This window comes from Pseudomonas sp. SM4 (assembly GCF_051913165.1).
Lineage (GTDB): Bacteria > Pseudomonadota > Gammaproteobacteria > Pseudomonadales > Pseudomonadaceae > Aquipseudomonas.
Genome location: NZ_JBODOE010000002.1, coordinates 95,552 through 112,131 on the forward strand (window position 1 = coordinate 95,552; position 16,580 = coordinate 112,131).

A 16,580-nucleotide genomic window follows, 5' to 3' on the forward strand; every position below is an offset into this window, starting at 1 on the left:
GGCTTGCAGGCGTGAAATTTATTCTGTAAATTTTCATGAAATTATAAAAAGATAATTTCACGAGGTCGCGAATGTTTCAGCAGTCCAGCCAGCACGTCGACAGTTATTACGCCCACAGTTGCGCCGATATTCTGCGCCAGCGACCGGCGCTGGAGGGCGAGCAGCACACCGACGTGGTGATCATCGGCGCCGGTTTCAGCGGCTTGCATACCGCGTTGCGACTGGCGCTGGCGGGCAAACGCGTGACCTTGCTGGAGGCCAGCCGTGTAGCGTGGGCAGCCTCGGGGCGTAACGGCGGGCAAGCGATTCTCGGCTGGTCATGTGACATGCCGCCACTGGAAGCCGCGCTGGGACATGAACGCGCTAAACGCTTGTGGGACGGCATGCGCTGGGCTGCGCAGGAATTGCGTGAGTTACCGGGGTGTCACGGTTTCGACATTGATTATCGCCCTGGGCATTTGTGGACATCGGTGATGCCACGACGAGTCAGTCTGCTCACCGAATGGCAACACGAAGCCAGCCACAAGTGGGGCCACGATGCCTTGCAGTTCATCCCGCGCGAGGAGCTGCCGGCGTGGGTGGCCAGTGATCGCTATCAGGCCGGGCTGTACGACCCGGAAGGCGCGCACCTCAATCCGTTGAAACTCGCCTTGGGCCTGGCGGGCGCCATCGAGCGTGCCGGTGGGCGTATCTATGAGCAAAGCAAAGCGTTGAGTTATCAGGAGGAGGGCGCAGGTTTTCGCGTTCACACCGAGCACGGATCAGTGCGTGCCGATGTACTGGTGCTGGCCTGCAACGCCTATCTCGATGAACTCGACCCGCAACTGTCCGGCTGCATTTTGCCGGTGGGCACCTATCAAGTCGCCACCGCGCCGCTGGCACCTGATCTGGCCACCGCGTTGCTGCCGAGCAACGTCTGCGTAACCGACAACCAGTTCGTCCTCGATTACTTCCGCCGCACGCCAGACCACCGCTTGTTGTTTGGCGGTGGCTGCACCTACTTGGGCGGCATGCCGAAAGACATCGCCGCTGCGACCCGACCGTTTTTGCAGCGTGTGTTCCCGCAGCTCAAAGGTGTCGAGGTGGAATTCGCCTGGGGCGGGCACATCGACCTGACGCTCAAGCGCACACCGGACGTCGGCGGCGAAGGCAATCGTTACTGGCTGCAAGGCTATTCGGGCCACGGCGTATTGCCGACCCTGGCCGCCGCACGGGCGGTGTCTGCGGCCATTCTCGGCGACGGTGATGAATTGGCGTTGTACCAGGGCTTGAGCAATGGCCGCTTTCCCGGCGGCAAGCATTTCGCCGCACCGCTGGAGGCGATCGGCAAAGCCTGGTATCGCCTGCGCGACAGTATTTGATGAGGCTTTGACGATGAACAAGCAAGAAGAGATCGCCGCGCTGGCGATCCTCATCCACGACCTGCGCAAGCACAAGAAGTGGACCCTCAAGGAACTGGCCGACAAGATCGGCCGTTCGGTCGGTTTCCTCTCGCAGGTCGAGCGCGGCCTGTCGCGGCCGACGGTGGCGGACCTGACCGCGATCAGCGAAACCTTTGGCGTGCCAACCACCTATTTCTACAGTTTGCCCAAGCCCAAGGAGCTGCCGTGGGTGACGCGTCCGGACGAGCGCCGCACGTTGTATTACGCCAACGGCATCACCGACATTCTGGTGTCGCCGCAGATCCGCGCCTCGTTCTCCATGCTCGAAAGCCATCTGGAGGCTGGCGCGAGCAGCGGTGACCGCCACCTGACGGACAGCTCGGAGCAGGGCGGTTACGTGCTCGAAGGCGAACTGACGTTGTGGCTGGGCGATGACGAAGAACCCGCCACGCTCAAGGCTGGCGACAGCTTTCAATTCGACAGCCACACCCGCTGCCGCTACGGCAACCTCACCGATCAGCTCACACGCGTGCTGTGGGTCTACACCTGATAACCATAAAGGATGAACACGATGGACGCTGTCTGCGCTGACCTGCTCGCTGAAGTACGGGCGTTTCGCCAACGCTACCCCGAGGTGCGTTATGTCGACCTGATATCCCTGGACATTCCCGGGCACTTTTATGGCAAGCGTTACCCGGTCGACATGCTTGAAAAAGTCGCCGCCGGCAGCGCACTGAAACTGCCGCAGAACTGCGTGTTGCTGGGCGTGCAGGGCGGCTTGTTCAACATCGGCGATTACTGTTTCAACGACGGCGACCCGGACGCCGTGCGCCGTTTGGTTCCGGGCACGTTGAAACCGGTGACCTGGGAAGCGCAGCCGTTGGGGCAGATGCTGATCACTTCGCACGGCACCGAAAAACCCATCGAATTCGAACCGCGAGAAGTGCTTGCACAGGTGTTCAATCGCCTCGCACGCAAAGGCATTCATCCGGTAGTGGCGTTCGAACTGGAGTTTTACCTGTTCGACAAAAAACTGCGTGACGGTCTGCCGCAGTTCCCTCGCGATGAACTGAGCGACGACGCCGACGACCAACCGAACATGCACATCGAACGCCTGTCGCGTTTTGCCCCGGTGCTCGATGAAATGGTCGAAGCCACGCGAGCACAGGGCATCGATGCCACCGTGATCACCGCCGAGCTCGGCCCCGGCCAGTTCGAAATCAACTTCGGCCACCTCGACGACGGCTTGCGCGCCGCCGACTGGGCAGCGTTGTTCTGCCGCAGCACGCGTGGCGTTGCGCTGAAACACGGCTATCGCGCCAGCTTCATGGCCAAGCCATATTTGCAGCATCCGGGCAGCGGCATGCACGTGCACGTCAGCCTCTACGATTCAGCGGGAAACAACCTGTTGGCGGCGAACGATCAGCAGCCACTCCGCCATGCGGTCGCGGGGTGCCTGGAACTGCTGCCACACAGCATGCCGATCTTAGCGCCGAATCAGAACGCCATGCGCCGCCTGGGCGGTACGGTTAACACGGCAACCAAAGCCAGTTGGGGTTTTGAGGATCGCGATGCATGCCTGCGCATTCCGGAATCGGACGCGAAAAACCTGCGCGTCGAGTATCGCCTCGCAGGCGCGGACGCCAATCCGTATCTGGTGTTGGCGGCAATTCTGGTGGGTTTGGAGCATGGGCTGGCATCGGGCAAGGAGCCGATTGCGCCGCTCAATGAAGACCGCAGCAGCGGCATTGATTTCCCCAAGGAAATGTTCGAGGCCGTGCGTGCGATGCAGCATCAGCCGCAGTTGCGCGAGGGCTTGGGCGCCGAGTTTGTCGATGTGTATTGCGAGAACAAACGTCAGGACCATCTGGCATTCATGCAGGAGATCAGTGCGCGGGAGTATCGCTGGTACTTGTGATGGCGGACATTGATGCGCGTAGGGTCATGCAAGGTTGTTTTCGGCCAGCAGCCTTTTTCATTTCACCGCGTAGCGCAGCCGAGGCGGGAAGTGTTCCAATTACGCAATTTCCCGACGTTGATAGAAGGTAATCCGCAATGACCGATACGACCGATGACGCTTTCTACGATCGCGCCGACGCCCACATCAGCCTGTCGAACGAGCAGCTCAAAGTGTTCGAAAACCTCGGCAAAGTCAGCGCATCGATGATGTTTGGCACCACCCGGTTCAATGCCTGGGTGAGCGCACGCAGCTTCAAGTCTGGCGAAGAAATGGCGCAAGCGCGCGAGGCGATGCTGAAGTACTTTTGTGAGCAGTACCGGATGATGCTCGAGGATAACCTTGACGACCATATCAACAATTTCAGCCAGTACATGACTGTGAAAGATGCCTGACTGACAGGGTCTGGACTGCTTTGACTTACTCAATAAAGGAATATTGCGTGCGCGACTACATCATGTTTATGCATCTGGATGCGATCGACATACATGCGGCAACTGACTCGGAGCAGTGGTCTGGTTATCTCACCTAGTTGCGTGGCACCGGGCAATTCGAGGGTGGCAGTTCGATTGGTGAGGGCGAGTGTCTGCGCAAGGGGCAAACCAGTCATTTTGGTGTGACTGGCCTCAGTGGATTCAACAAAACAATAGAGGAATGGCGGGTGAACGATGAATTGAACGTTGCCACAAAATATGGCTTGTTCTGGGCCTCAAGCTCAATGGAGGGGGCCGACGGAGAACTACTAGCGGATGGCACATACATACAATTACCCGAGCGCTTTTCAGAGACTTTTTTCGTCCTGTTCGACAAGCTTCACCAGCTTAACGACTACTGCTTTCACCAACTATTGACTGTCGAAAAACGCTGCGCAGAGCTGACCGAGCAGCGCGTGTCGATCATCGCTTCTGGCAGGAGGGCTGAAGAACTCGACTGGCTCGACGACGAGGTTCCACGCTGGGAGGACAATCTAGCGGTCGTAACTCAGGCTACTTCGCTTGTCTTGTTAAGCAGCTTTGTGGAGTGGGGCTTGAAACGGGTAGTAAAAAGTTTACATGGAAGTGTCCCACGTAAGCCCTCTGGAGCTGCCACCAGCGATGTAGAGTTTCTCTTACAACATATCGCTCAATCGGGACTGCATTTCTCTTTGAATCCAGTTCTGCTTGAGACGGTGAATGACTTTCGACACGTCCGGAACGCCTTCGCGCACGGCGATTGGGCACGCGTCGACGAGCAATTAGCTAATATTTCTTTGCTCGCCTGCTTCCAAGCTGTTTCGCAAATATTCGTATGCCTGGAGTCAGCTGCATGGGAAGGTCCGTGGAAAAACACGGGCGTATAGGCCCCAAAGGTAGTAATCAAAAACTGTCGTCCAGAAGCGGCGACTTGAAGTTACCCAGCCAGAGCCGATTCACCGTGTCGATCCACTGCCTACACGTTAATCACTGCTTTTGCCCCACCCACACTCTTGGTTTTTCAAACGCCAACTGGTAGCGTGCGCGGCCTCGCTGTATTGCCCGATCCCTTTCGTCATCCGTTGCCTGTACAGGGCACACGCACACGAGTACCCGCTGCCCCACTTGAGGGCGCCGACGCAGGATGCATCGGGCGATGCACAGTCATTCGCAAATGGAGTTCACAATGACGCAAAACAGCACCGTGCTGTCCGGTATTGCGCTGGATCAATTCATGGATCGTCTTGAGGTCGAGCATCAGGAACACGGTGCCGATTATCTGCTGGGCCAACTGCGCGCCCAGCCGCTCAAGGCTGTCTCGCTGGAGTCGATTGGCCGTCTGTATGTGCTGTGGGTCAACGCCGGTGATGCTGAAGCGGCCAAGGCAGTACTGACCGACGATGGCCAGGCACTGATCGCGGCGACGCCGGGCGATGCGCGCAACGAACTCAAGGTCAATCTGCTGATTTTCCAACTGCGGCTCGGCAACTACCTCAAAGCCGAGCAAGGCGTGCTGCTGGCGCTCGACACCCTGCAGCAATTGACCCACGAGTCGCTGCCGTTCGACGTTGAACAGTACCGGCGCTACCGCATTTTCGACGACCTGCAACACGCCACCCTCGACATCGCCCTCAAGGCCATCGAGGTGCGTCACAGCATGGCCCTGATCAACCCTGATCGTCACGCTTTGCGCGCCTGGGACGATGCCGATCAACAGCGGCGTCGGGCCCAGGTGCTGGCCGCTCATGAACGTGACGAAGCAGCGCGCGAAGCCGCACTGGCGGCGATTGATGCATTTCGCACGGCCGGCAACGATCAGGATATCGACGCTGACGACTGGCTATGGCTGGGCGATGCGCTGATCGAAATCGTGCCGTTGCGCCTGGCGCTGTTCGAACAACCGGTGATGCAGTTGACCGCCGATTTGTCGCTGCCTCAGCGCCGGGAATGGGAAGTGCGCCTGGCGCGTCTGGCCGCCCGTTCACTGAAGGCCCAGGGCGACCTGGTGGGTGCATTGAAAGTCTGTGACGTGGCGACCCTGAGCCTGGATTCGGGCGGCGCTGACAACTTCGTCGATTACCATTTGCCATGGTTGCTGGAGAACGGCCAGGTCGACGAGGCGGGGCAACGTGCCTTCGAGGAAATCTATGAAGTGCGCGCTCACATGTGGCCGGGCACGGCCTATTGGGTCAACGAACGTCTGCTTGATGCTGAAGACGCGTCCGTGTGGTGGCCGCTGTGTGTAATGCGTGCCTGTGACGATCAAGCGGTGCTGGAACGGTTCCTTTCCGGCTTGCCATGGCGTGATGAGTCGACGCCGTCTCAAGGGGCGCTGCTCGATGCACTGCAGGCCGCGCGCGATGACCTGGAGCAAATCGACAACGTCTTCGCCCAGGCTCTGGCGGAGGCGCGACGTCGCGCGCCGGATCATCCGTGGATCAACCGCCTGGTGGCGGTGCGTGAAGGCCAGGCCGGGCGCATCGACGCCAACACCCAACTGGCAATGCTGCGTGAAGCCGTCTCGGCCGGTAACCTGCACGACAATCGCAGCAACTTCGCCCTGTTCAGTGCCCATGCCAGTGTGTTTGGTATCGCTGATGCCCTGCGCCAACCCTTGCCGCCATTGGCCAGCGGTATGTACTACTACCAGTTTGCGACCAACCTTTCGGGACTGGTCGAAACCCATGTCGAATCGCTCTCGGAAGAGCAAGCCGAACCGATCTGGTGGCAACTGCGCGAAGTACAGAAGGTTGCCTACGAACACGGCCAGGCCCGTATGGAGCAATGCATTACCAGCGGCCGCGGTCACCGTTTTGACGCCTGCGCACACCTGTACTCAATGCTGTGCGCCAACCTGGCGTTCAATTACCGCTGCTACAACGACAAGCTCATGGGCCGGGCCCTTGAGTTGCATGCACGCGGCATCGCCGCCAGCCCGTTCGCCGAACACTATCAGGGCATCCTGGAAAATCGCATCAAGATAAAGGACGACCAAGGCATCGCCGAAGCGGCCGAACAGCTCTGGCACTACGCAGCCGACCATGGTTACAGCCGCCACGACCCGGAAGAATATATTCAGGACGTTACCCGCGCGCTGTACCGACTGGACCGCGGACGCGAGATTCTGATCTGGCTGGAACGTCTTATCAAATGGCAGGAAGAGTGCGAAATCAGCGACAAGGCGCTGGAATACTCGCCGCTGTTCGCACGCATGAAAATCGCCATGTACCTCTCCTACACACTGCCGGAAGCAGCCACCAGCCTGTGGCTGCGTTACGCGCCGATCATCGACGAAAGCGCCGAACCGTCCCTGCTGGGCTGCGCCGGTGATGTGCTCAAGGGGCTCGGCCGCAACGAAGAAGCCGTGGCCTATTACCATCGCTCGATCCTGCGCAGTGATCCGAACAACCCGGTTGATCAGGGCAACAATGAGCTGTTCCACCAGTGGATCGCCGAATTGCAGGCGTCTGCAAAACCGGCCGCCAAGGCCTGGTGGCAGATATGGAAGTAACGGTGGACGGAGCCTCGCCGCCGCGCCAGTCCGGTTACGCCCCGCGCAACGCACTCAATGCCGATCAACTCAAACGCGGCATTGCTGAGCGCAGCCATGCTCGCGGCGATGCGCCGGAAGTCAGCAAATGGTTGCTCAACCATTTCTACCGTCATCTGGTCGGCAACTTCGAACCTGCGCGGCGGATCACCACGCTGATGCAGGCTGCCGAAGCATTGGGCAGCGAGCCGCCAGCCTGGGTGGAAAGGCATTTGCACGACGCCGGCAAAGCGTCGCAGCAGACGCTGGCGCCGCTGGTCTGGGTCGATCCGCAGCAGGCGCCACTGCTGGCCGAGGAAGCGTTGCTGGTGGAGTTTCTGACCTCACGCCAGGGCACGGCGCTGGCCGACAAGCTTGAGCGCATCAATTGCCCGCAAGCGCTGGCACTGTGGCAAAAGGAACACGCGCAGATGGCGGCGCGGGTCGAGCAGGGCTGGTGCCAGAGCCGTCCCGAAGCCTTGCTTGCGCGGCTGACCACTGCTGAGCACGTCTTGCACGAACTGCGTCCCGAGAGTGATTGCCTGCGCGCGGAAATGGCCTTTGAAAGTTATGTGATGCGCCACTGCCTGGGCCAGTTCGCTGATCGCCGCGCCTTGACCGGCGGTTACGGCGAGCGCTATGCCGAAGCGGTGGAGCAGCAGCGCATGCGCGTGTTCAGTTTTCGCGATGCCCAGGGCCAACCCCACATCACCATCAGCCTGATCGTCCAGGCCGACGGCACCTTGACGGTCGAGCAGGTCAAAGGCAAACAGAACCGGCCACCGGTCGAACGCTACTACCAAGACCTGCTGCAGTGCCTGAACGCCTTGCACACCGACCAGCAAACGCCCGCCGACTGCATCGCCATCGGTATCGTGCGCACTGAAGCCGGTTGGCTGCGCATCGAAGACGTCAGCGATCCGACCGCGCAGACTCGTCTGGTGGCGCGGTATCCGCAATTGTACGAGCGCCTCGATGCGCCGTCGGCGATGGTCGAATGGCTGGTGGCCGGGCGTCAACCGCAGCAGTTTTTGCAGGTTGCCCCGCAAGCGGTGTCGGTCAAATACGCCATCCGACATATTTTCAGCAAGCGCATTGAGCGTCAGGCCAGTGAGCCGCTGTGCCTGACCGAAGGTGTGCCGTGGCCGGACATGGCGCCGGCCACTGCCGAGGAAATCCAGACCTGGCAGGCTCGGACAAGGTGAGGGGAACGGCATGTTTTTAATGATTGCAGTGGTTGTTTCAGTCTGGTTGTTGTGGCAAGCATTCAAGCCCCGCCGTGCGCCGTTGTTCAGCCCACGCAAGCACTGGTCGCTGCTGCTGGCCAAACCTATGGCCGATGCGATGGGCGTCGAGGGCTTCTATTCGTCGGCGTGTGATCACTTCAACGAGCAGGCGCAGAAGATCCTGCGGGCAGCGTTGCTGCACCAGGCCGGGATACGCAGCCATTGCGATGACGAGGCGGTGCGGGCGCACTTCAGTGCAACCCTTGAACGGCAATGGTTCGGCCTCGACCTGCAGGCGCTGAAAGCCGACGATGAGCCGCGCGCGGCCATGGCCTTTGCTTGTGTGCGGGTGGCGTTTCTGGTCCGTTGCGCACTGTTGATGCACTGGCTCGAACCCGGTGTCGCCTGGCGTGTGTTGCTGCTCAATGCGCAGCGCGCACAGGACTGTTTCGACAGTTGGGAAGATTTTGGCAAAGCCTTCCAGCAGGGGCGCGAGCAGTGGGTGGCGGCATTTCGCGTCGACTCGCTGGGCGAGGCGTTCCACGAGCAGCATCTGCGCCAGTTGCTGACGCCCGGCAGCGGTGCCTGGAACGCTATCCCTTGGCATACGCCAGCGGCGTTGAGCCCGACGCCGGCAAGGTCGTTCAGCAAAATGCGTCAAGCGATTCGCTGAGGGCGAAAAGCCGTTCCATCGAGCACACACTTTTTCACAAAGACCTCCAAGCCACCGATCAATGGCAGAATCCCCTTACTTGAAAGTTTTGGAGATCACCATGCTTCGTGTGTTTGAACGAAGGCTCGACCCTTTTCCTCCTGACGAGGTACCGCCACCGCCCACCGGCCTGGCGCGGTTCCTCTGGGCTTGCACCCGTGGCGCGCGCGGTTACATCCTTGCGCTGGCGCTGCTCAGTGCCGCTGTATCGATTTATGAAGCGTGGCTGTTTTCCTTCCTCGGCCAAGTCGTCGATCTGCTCTCGACCTGGCAGGCCGGCGGCGAAGCGGCGGCGCAGGAGAGTCGGGTGTTGTGGGGTATGGGCATCGTCATGGTGCTCAGTGTCGGGCTGGTGGCGTTGCGCACGATGGTGCAGCACCAGATTCTGGCGATTAACTTGCCGCTGCGCCTGCGTTGGGATTTCCATCGGCTGATGCTGCGGCAAAGCCTTTCGTTTTTCTCCGATGAGTTCTCCGGTCGGGTCACCACCAAAGTGATGCAGACGGCGCTGGCGGTGCGCGATGTGTTGTTCACGATGATCGAGATTCTGCCGGGGATCGGTGTGTATTTCATTGCGATCATCGCGTTGGCCGGCGGTTTTGCGCTGAAGCTGATGCTGCCGTTCCTCGCCTGGGTCGTGCTGTTCGGCCTGGCCATGTGGTACTTCGTGCCGCGTCTGGGCAAAGTGGGGCAGGAGCAGGCCAATGCGCGGTCGATGATGACCGGGCGCATCTCCGATGCGTACACCAACATCACCACGGTGAAGCTGTTCTCGCACTCCAATCGCGAAGCGCATTTCGCGCGGGCGGCGATGGAAGATTTCAAGCTGACCGGTTTTTGCCAGATGCGTCTGGTCAGCCTGTTCGAGATCGTCAATCAGGCGTTAGTGGTTGCATTGATCATGTCGGCGGGCGGTTATGCGCTGTGGCTGTGGCATCAGGGTGAGGTCGGCGCCGGTGCGGTGGCGGCGATCACCGCCATGGCGTTGCGCATCAATGGCATGTCGAACTGGATCATGTGGCAGATGACCTCGCTGTTCGAAAGCATCGGCACCTTGCACGATGGTATGGCGACGCTGACCCAGGGCACCAAGGTGCAAGACGCGCCGGAAGCCGGCGTACTGAAGACTTCCGGCGGCGCGGTGACTTTCGACAACGTCAGCTTCAATTACAACGGCGAACGTCAGGTGCTCGATGGCCTGAGCTTGAATATCCGTGCGGGTGAAAAAATTGGCCTGGTGGGCCGTTCTGGCGCCGGAAAATCGACCTTGATCAACTTGTTGCTGCGCTTTTACGACATTGATCGCGGGGAGATTCGCATCGATGGCCAGAACATCGCGCACGTGACCCAGGACAGCTTGCGCAGCTGCATCGGCATGGTCACGCAGGATACTTCGCTGCTGCACCGTTCGATTCGCGACAACATTGCTTACGGCAGGCCCGATGCCACCGACGCGCAGATTCGCAGCGCGGCGGCCAGCGCCCAGGCCGATGAATTCATCAGTCAATTGAGTGATCGTCAGGGCCATACCGGCTACGACACGCTGGTCGGTGAACGCGGGATCAAGTTGTCGGGCGGCCAGCGTCAGCGTGTCGCGATTGCGCGTGTGATGCTGAAGAACGCGCCCATCCTGTTGCTCGACGAAGCCACCAGCGCGCTGGATTCGGAAGTCGAAGTGGCGATTCAGGAAAGCCTCGATGACATGATGCAGGGCAAGACCGTGATCGCGATTGCTCACCGCTTGTCGACGATTGCAGCGATGGACCGGCTGATCGTCATGGACGAAGGGCGCATCATCGAACAGGGCACCCACAGCGAACTGCTGGAACTGAACGGCGTGTATGCGCGGCTTTGGCAGCATCAGAGCGGCGGGTTCCTCGGCGAGGATCAGGGCGTGGTGGAGGCCTTGGATCAGGCCTGATGATCACGTACAAAAACCGGCCTTGCGCCGGTTTTTTTGTCGCCGAATGCGCGCTGCGCGCTCAGGGTGACTGCCAGGGCCCGCCATCCGCTACGGGCACCTCACCCAGATCATAAGGATTGATGCCTTCAAGACAGCCGACATTGAAACCGAATTCATGCGGATTGCTGCTGCGGCGGTGATGGGTGTAGATGCCGCAGTTGCCGCAGAAAAAATGTTCGGCCACTCGCTGGCCAAAGCTGTATTTCAATAACGCCGACTCACCGCGGATCACCCTCAGGTCAGCCGCTGGTACCGCCGCGACGATCGCCCCTCGACGCTTGCAGAACGAACAGTCGCAGCGATGGGGCGTGGGCAGGCCATCGGGCAAGTGAATCTCGAGGACGACGGCGCCGCAATGGCAGCGCGCGCGATGGTCACGCTGGATGAGCGTGTTACCGATCTGCTTGAGCATGACTGGGCCTCCATCGACCTCGAGCGCTGTTTATCTGGCGCGACCGCGAGCACGATTGATCGCCAACAGACAGAGGCCTACGAGCGTTGCCGCACCTGCAACCAGTAATGCAGAGGGTTGCATCGGCTGACGCGGGCCGGTACTGCCGCGTCGTTGGGGCATATCCAGTTGCCGGGTTGAAAAGGTCGATTCGACAAGCGGCGGTAATGAGCTGACGCTTTGCGCCTGATACGGCAACTCCTCGATGCTCAGACGCAGACCATCGCTCAACTCCAGTGTCAGCGCGGTGATCGTGCCAACGATTCTGTCGGGGTAAACCGGTTCGCCGGCGGGATCGAGCTGGTCATACAAGAAATTCTGGCCTTCGAGCCAGCCGACGGCGGTCTGCAGTTCAGGGCCCAGGTAGTATTTTCCGTCGAGGAAAAAGCCGGGGAATTGAGGCGCGCGCTCTACGCTTTCAATGCAATAACGCTCACCCGGTTTCATACCGGTTGCAGGGGCAATCATGGTGAATTCCTCTGATGGTTTTGCGATAGAGAACAGAGATCACTCAGGGTTCCATGCAATGGAGGAAAGGTAGCTGTCGGCCTTGAGGCGTGCCATTCGTCCAGTGGCGGGCACTCGCGGTGGTGGAGAGTCTCTGACGTTCAAGCGCGGAATTTCCGTGCATCAGCAGGAGAGCCAGCATGGACATTGATGAGAAAGCGCCGGGCAACCAGTCTCAGCAGCAAGTCACGCGCACCACGGACAATGAGACCGGGCATGATCCGCGACGCGATGAAGCTGAGGTGCCGCTGCCGGCGGACGACGAGGCGTCGGTCGATGAAGACATGAGCGACGTGGACGCGGCCAACTCGGTCGCAAGCGAACATCCGCAGTCGAGATAATTGCAAGGCAATAAAAAACCCGGCATTTACGCCGGGTTTTTATTGCCTGCTATTCCCGCACATTCGGTCAGAGCGACGCTTTCACCTGCAGACCAAACACCAACGCATTGTCGATGTCCTGTCCGGAGAACGCGCCCGGCTCGATGATGTATTGCATGTTCGGGCGCAGGGTCAGCCATGGCGTGGCTTGATAGCCGTAGCCGAGTTCGATCAGCTGTTCGGCGCTATCGAGGTTCGGGAACGCAGCGCCGTTGTCCTGCGCGGCGTCTTGCAGCACATCGCGGCTGCGCGGGTTCGGCACGGCGCGACCGTAGCCCAAAGCGACGGTGTCACGCGGACGACCTTCGAAGGGCTTGTAGAGAACCACGCCGGTGCCGTACCACTTGCTGAACGGCGAGGCCGCTTCGCTGGCCGCCGAGTATTGGCCGAACGCATGCAGGCTGCGGCCTTCGGACGACTCCGAGCGCCACACGGCTTGATCAACCAATAGGTAATGGCCGCCGCGACCGGACACTTCTTTGCTGCTGCCGATGCGTTTCACGTCGGAGCTGTCGTAGTAGTAGCCGACTTTGTATTCGCCTGGCAGCTCGCCCGCATGCTTGTACACCAGCTCGATCGGCACCACGGTGCCGGTGGTGTGTTTCGGGCCAAGGTGCCAGGCGCGGCTGGAGTTGCCGTTGCTTTCCGGATCGACGTTGAACGCCGCCACGCGCAGTTGCCACGACGGCGACAGGTCGTATTTCACCCGCACACCCAAGTGCGCGTTCGGGTAGTTGGTCCAGCCGCTGCCACCGGACATGTTCAGCGGGTGACCGCAGAAACCGGCGTTCATGAAGTTACAGAGAATGCCACTGTCGAGGCCGCCGAGGTCGTTGCCCATGGCCATGTAACCAAGCTTCACGTTGAGCGCCGGGGTGAACAGGCTGCGCTCGTAGCTCAATTCGGTCAGGCGCGTGTACAGGCCGCCGTAGTTTTCCTGGATCGGCAGACGGTTGCCGACGAGGTCTTCCGAGGCGCTGTTGCCGCGACGGTCGTTGATGGTCAACTGAACCTTGCCAGCGTTGTCGACGCCGTACAGTTTGCTCAGATCGAACTGCACGCCGAGCTTAATGTTCTGCGAGTAGCGCGCCGAGCGATGCAGGCCGCCGCCAGCGTTATAGGCGGTTTCGCCGCTGTAGTCGCCGGTGAACTTGACGCCTTCTTCGTCCATCTGGTGACGCAAACCACCCCAGTCACCCGTGAGGGTGCTGCGGGTCAACAGATCGGAATCGTTGTCGGCCAGCGCGGGGAGGGCAGTGGTGCACGCGACGCCCAGCAGCAGGCCTTTGAACAGGTCGGAACGGGAAAAACCAACAGCCGATAGCATGTAAATCTTCCTGCAGAAAACTTGAGCAATAGGGGAAAAGCAGCGCGGCACCCGAGGGTGCCGCGCTCAAAAAAAGCGTCCGCGTTTAACGTGGACGCTGGGGGTTACGGCAGAGCATAAGCCATGACGTAGTCGCCACGATCGGTCGACTGACGCGCACCGCCGGCGGTGATGACGATGTACTGTTTGCCGGTTTTCGGCGAAACGTAGGTCATCGGGCCGCCCTGGCTGCCAACCGGCAGACGCGATTTCCAGACTTCTTCACCGTTGCCGCTGTTGAACGCGCGCAGGTAGAAGTCCTGGGTGCCGGCGATGAAGATCAAACCACCTTGGGTCGACAGAGTGCCGCCGAGGGTTGGCAGGCCGATCTTGATCGGCAAGTGCATGCGGATGCCCAGTGGACCGGTGTCTTCAACGGTACCGACTGGAACCTGCCAGGCGACTTTCTGGGTCTTCATGTCGATCGCGGTCAGCGTGCCGAACGGCGGCGCCTGGCAAGGAATGCCGGCCACCGACAGGAAGCGGTTCTTGTTCACGGCGTACGGCGTGCCTTTCAGCGGAACGGCGCCCATACCAGTGTTCAGTGCTTCGCCACCGCCAGCCGCCTGGCCTTTGTTCTGCGACGGGATCATCTGAATCCACAGACCCAGGCGCATGTCGTTGACGAAGATGAAGCCGTGCACTGGGTCAGTCGAAATGCTGCCCCAGTTCATGCCGCCCAGCGAACCCGGGAAGCTCAGCGATTTGTCAGTGCCCGGCGCGGTGTACAGGCCGTCGTAGCGCATGCCTTTGAAGTCGATACGGCAGAGCAACTGGTCGTACGGCGTGGCGCCCCACATGTCCGATTCGGTCAGGTGCTGCGCGCCGATTTCTGGCATGCCCACCGATTTCGGCTGGGTAGGGGAGTACGGTTCGTTCGGGATGTTCGCCGCTTTGACCGGGACTTCTTTAACGTCGGTCAGCGGTTTGCCGGTGGCACGGTCGAGCACGTAGATCTGCCCGGCCTTGGTGCCGATGACCACGGCCGGTACGGTTTTGCCGTCCTTGGTGAAGTCGATCAGGCTCGGCTGCATCGGCAGGTCGAAGTCCCAGAGATCGTTGTGCACGGTCTGGAACACCCAGCGTTCTGCGCCCGTGGTCGCGTCCAAAGCAAGGATCGAAGCACCGTAGGTGTGATCCAGTTTGCTGCGTTCGACACCATAGATGTCGGTCGACGAACTGCCCATCGGCAGGAATACCGTGTTGGTCGCCGGGTCATAAGACATCGGCGCCCAGCTGTTCGGCGTGCTGCGCACGTAGGTGCTGCCGTCGGCCGGAGCCTTTTTATCCTGCGGATTGCCCGGGTCGAACGCCCAGCGCATGGCGCCAGTAATCACGTCAAAACCACGGATCACGCCGCCCGGCATGTCTGCTTGCACGTTGTCAGCCACGCGACCGCCAACCACCACGGTGGTGCCAGCCATCAACGGTGCGGAGGACAACTGATAGTAGCTGTCCGGCACATCACCCAGACCGGCCTTCAGATCCACTTGGCCGTTGTTGCCGAAACCCTGGCAGAACTCGCCGGTGTCCGCATCGACCGCGATCAGGCGGGCATCGATGGTATTGGTCAGCAAACGACGCTGGCAATTGGCAGCCGGAGCAGGCTTGGCCTCGATGATGCTCGAGTTGGACGGCTGAGCAATGGCGGCGGTGGCGTCGAAATACGCCATGCCACGGCAGCGCTGCCAGACTTTCGACTGCGCGTTGATCGAGTTCTTCCACAGTTCTTTGCCGGTGTCGGCATCGAGCGCGATCAGGTTGTTGTGCGGGGTGCAGATGAAGACTTTGTTGCCGATTTGCAGCGGGGTCAGCTGGTCTTCGGCGCCGTTGCCATCGCTCTCGGCGACGTCACCGGTGTGGTAGGTCCACGCAACTTTCAGCTTGTCGACGTTGTTGCGATTGATCTGGTCCAGCGCGGCGAAGCGGCTGCCACCTTCGGTATTACCGTAGTGCGCCCAGTCTTTTTGCGCCTTGTCCGGCTCGACCGGGGTCAGGCCAGGGCCGGTGCCGGTTGCGGCAACGGTCGGGTGAGCGACGAACATATTGCCGGCCGCCACAACCACGCCGACCGCCAGCACCGCCGCCACGGCATAAGCGCCGCGGCCCGCGACGCCACCGTTGGCACGCTTGAGCAGCGGATAGACCAGGGCCACGACCAGGCCGATCACGCTGAACATGAACAGGCGCGAGAACACCGGCCAGAACACCAGGCCAGCATCGATTACCGCCCAGATCGCGGTGCCCACCAGGAACGCGGCGAACAACCACGCACCGGCCGGCTTGAAACGCGCGATCAACAGACCGGAAACGGCCATGACCAGGCCACCCAGCAGGAAGTACCACGAACCTCCCAGGCTGACCAACTTCACGCCGCCCGCAGCCAGCGCCAAGCCGAGCAGGGCGATGACGACGCCCAGCCCGACCAGAATGAATTTTGATATGCCCGAGAGGCTTTGACTCTGCTTCACGTTGAGTGTCCCGTTGAAATGAGGCGCGCATTATATAGTTAGGTAACTACCTAGTTAAATCACAAATTTCAACGTGAAGCGTAGTTCGCGCTTTTGACTCGCGCCTGAGGTGGCTCAAATGTTGAAAAGTCTGTCGAAATGCACACTAAAATCGCTCTTCTGTAAGATTTATTGTGATTTTTGA

General features: G+C 60.3%; 14 protein-coding genes. 10 read left to right on the plus strand and 4 right to left on the minus strand.

The window, feature by feature from the left end:
* Nucleotides 1–71 precede the first annotated feature (71 nt).
* From ACQ4MY_RS03415 to ACQ4MY_RS03455, 9 genes are all read left to right on the plus strand, one after another.
* Nucleotides 72–1,361 carry an NAD(P)/FAD-dependent oxidoreductase gene (locus ACQ4MY_RS03415; RefSeq protein WP_440093733.1) on the plus strand — a complete coding sequence of 430 codons (1,290 nt, stop codon included), beginning with the start codon at nt 72–74 and terminating at the stop codon, nt 1,359–1,361.
* Between the two features lie 13 nt (nt 1,362–1,374).
* Nucleotides 1,375–1,932: a helix-turn-helix domain-containing protein gene (locus tag ACQ4MY_RS03420; protein ID WP_440093735.1), complete on the plus strand. Its 558-nt coding sequence runs from the start codon at nt 1,375–1,377 to the stop codon at nt 1,930–1,932.
* Between the two features lie 21 nt (nt 1,933–1,953).
* Nucleotides 1,954–3,300: a glutamine synthetase family protein gene (locus tag ACQ4MY_RS03425; protein ID WP_440093736.1), complete on the plus strand. Its 1,347-nt coding sequence runs from the start codon at nt 1,954–1,956 to the stop codon at nt 3,298–3,300.
* A 137-nt stretch (nt 3,301–3,437) separates the two neighbouring features.
* A complete protein-coding gene (locus tag ACQ4MY_RS03430; protein ID WP_158830987.1) occupies nt 3,438–3,734 on the plus strand; it encodes a DUF3144 domain-containing protein in 297 nt (98 codons plus the stop codon).
* Between the two features lie 266 nt (nt 3,735–4,000).
* Nucleotides 4,001–4,678 (plus strand): hypothetical protein, encoded by a 678-nt coding sequence (locus tag ACQ4MY_RS03435; RefSeq protein ID WP_440093738.1) that lies wholly within the window; start codon nt 4,001–4,003, stop codon nt 4,676–4,678.
* Between the two features lie 299 nt (nt 4,679–4,977).
* On the plus strand, nt 4,978–7,302 hold the full coding sequence (locus ACQ4MY_RS03440) for a hypothetical protein (protein WP_440093740.1): 2,325 nt from the start codon (nt 4,978–4,980) through the stop codon (nt 7,300–7,302).
* Complete coding sequence (locus tag ACQ4MY_RS03445) at nt 7,293–8,525, plus strand: hypothetical protein (protein ID WP_440093742.1); 1,233 nt, start codon at nt 7,293–7,295, stop codon at nt 8,523–8,525. Before ACQ4MY_RS03440 ends, ACQ4MY_RS03445 begins: the two co-directional genes overlap by 10 nt.
* Before the next feature lie 10 nt (nt 8,526–8,535).
* Complete coding sequence (locus ACQ4MY_RS03450) at nt 8,536–9,219, plus strand: DUF1266 domain-containing protein (protein WP_440093743.1); 684 nt, start codon at nt 8,536–8,538, stop codon at nt 9,217–9,219.
* A gap of 100 nt (nt 9,220–9,319) precedes the next feature.
* Complete coding sequence (locus tag ACQ4MY_RS03455; RefSeq protein WP_440093745.1) at nt 9,320–11,179, plus strand: ABC transporter ATP-binding protein; 1,860 nt, start codon at nt 9,320–9,322, stop codon at nt 11,177–11,179.
* A gap of 61 nt (nt 11,180–11,240) precedes the next feature.
* On the opposite strand, the gene ACQ4MY_RS03460 is transcribed toward ACQ4MY_RS03455, so the two are convergent.
* Both ACQ4MY_RS03460 and ACQ4MY_RS03465 read right to left on the minus strand, forming a co-directional pair.
* Entirely contained in the window at nt 11,241–11,633 is a 393-nt protein-coding gene (locus ACQ4MY_RS03460; protein ID WP_008077422.1) for a GFA family protein, read from the minus strand.
* A 30-nt stretch (nt 11,634–11,663) separates the two neighbouring features.
* Complete coding sequence (locus tag ACQ4MY_RS03465; protein WP_008077423.1) at nt 11,664–12,140, minus strand: hypothetical protein; 477 nt, start codon at nt 12,138–12,140, stop codon at nt 11,664–11,666.
* Nucleotides 12,141–12,319: 179 nt separating this feature from the next.
* On the opposite strand from ACQ4MY_RS03465, the gene ACQ4MY_RS03470 reads away from it, so the two are divergent.
* Nucleotides 12,320–12,520 carry a hypothetical protein gene (locus ACQ4MY_RS03470; protein WP_008077425.1) on the plus strand — a complete coding sequence of 67 codons (201 nt, stop codon included), beginning with the start codon at nt 12,320–12,322 and terminating at the stop codon, nt 12,518–12,520.
* 67 nt (nt 12,521–12,587) lie between these two features.
* On the opposite strand, the gene ACQ4MY_RS03475 is transcribed toward ACQ4MY_RS03470, so the two are convergent.
* Nucleotides 12,588–13,886: a carbohydrate porin gene (locus ACQ4MY_RS03475; protein ID WP_440093747.1), complete on the minus strand. Its 1,299-nt coding sequence runs from the start codon at nt 13,884–13,886 to the stop codon at nt 12,588–12,590.
* Between the two features lie 104 nt (nt 13,887–13,990).
* On the minus strand, nt 13,991–16,396 hold the full coding sequence (locus tag ACQ4MY_RS03480) for a glucose/quinate/shikimate family membrane-bound PQQ-dependent dehydrogenase (protein WP_440093749.1): 2,406 nt from the start codon (nt 16,394–16,396) through the stop codon (nt 13,991–13,993).
* Nucleotides 16,397–16,580 lie beyond the last annotated feature (184 nt).